The organism is Photobacterium minamisatsumaniensis (genome assembly GCF_050336695.1).
GTDB lineage: Bacteria > Pseudomonadota > Gammaproteobacteria > Enterobacterales > Vibrionaceae > Photobacterium > Photobacterium minamisatsumaniensis.
In genome coordinates this window covers 1-981 of sequence record NZ_JAKJSI010000007.1, presented here as the reverse complement: position 1 = coordinate 981, position 981 = coordinate 1, and the positions used below count along the sequence as shown (strand labels likewise).

Genomic DNA, 981 nt, shown 5'->3' with positions numbered 1-981 from the left:
TCGTAGACTCAAGTGGCTTTTACTGCCTAATCTACGCTTATCGCAAGTTAATACGTCCTTCATCGCCTCTGACTGCCCAGGCATCCACCGTGTACGCTTAGTCACTTAACCATACAACCCCAAGAGGTTTCGTATGGCAACAACCAAGGTTCACTCTCTAATTAAAGAGAATTATTTGTTTTCGCCGGACTCTTACACAAGACACTTGAATGTGTTTGTTTTGAGAACTCGTTTTTATCTTTCGATAAAAACTATTGTAATCCAATCATTCGATTGAATTTACTAGTCAGCTTTCCAGATTGTTAAAGAGCATGTGTTTTTTCTATCTCTACAGAGACAAATATTCCACTTTCTAATCACACTCATAAGAATGTATTTAGAAAGTGGTGGAGCTATGCGGGATCGAACCGCAGACCTCCTGCGTGCAAGGCAGGCGCTCTCCCAGCTGAGCTATAGCCCCAACGTTTTACTTCTTTGGTAGAAGTTTTCTCAAAAGAGAAGATGGTGGGCGATACCGGGCTCGAACCAGTGACCCCCTCCTTGTAAGGGAGGTGCTCTCCCAACTGAGCTAATCGCCCTCGGTTGTTTTACTTCCTTCGTGGGGAAGAATGGTGGGTCGTGCAGGATTCGAACCTGCGACCAATTGATTAAAAGTCAACTGCTCTACCAACTGAGCTAACGACCCGTGGCGTCCCATAGGGGAGTCGAACCCCTGTTACCGCCGTGAAAGGGCGGTGTCCTAGGCCTCTAGACGAATGGGACTAAGTGTTACTTGCGAATGTTGTTGGGCAACATTCGCGCTCTCTTACATTTCGACCAAGCAATCTGTGTGGACACTGCATAAAACAGCAGGTCATATCGTTAAGGAGGTGATCCAGCCCCAGGTTCCCCTAGGGCTACCTTGTTACGACTTCACCCCAGTCATGAACCACACCGTGGTAAACGCCCTCCCCGAAGGGTTAAGCTATCTACTTCTGGTGC

The 981-nt window shown here is 47.3% G+C and carries 4 tRNA genes and 2 rRNA genes; all 6 read right to left on the bottom strand.

Going from position 1 to position 981, the window contains the following annotated elements:
- Window positions 1–111: ribosomal RNA gene (locus L4D78_RS00320) — 23S ribosomal RNA — on the bottom strand; the annotation flags it as partial.
- A gap of 273 nt (window positions 112–384) precedes the next feature.
- Window positions 385–460, bottom strand: a tRNA-Ala gene (locus L4D78_RS00315).
- A gap of 42 nt (window positions 461–502) precedes the next feature.
- A tRNA-Val gene (locus tag L4D78_RS00310) sits at window positions 503–578 on the bottom strand.
- A 31-nt stretch (window positions 579–609) separates the two neighbouring features.
- A tRNA-Lys gene (locus L4D78_RS00305) sits at window positions 610–685 on the bottom strand.
- Window position 686: 1 nt separating this feature from the next.
- A tRNA-Glu gene (locus L4D78_RS00300) sits at window positions 687–762 on the bottom strand.
- A gap of 100 nt (window positions 763–862) precedes the next feature.
- Window positions 863–981, bottom strand: a 16S ribosomal RNA gene (locus L4D78_RS00295); the annotation flags it as partial.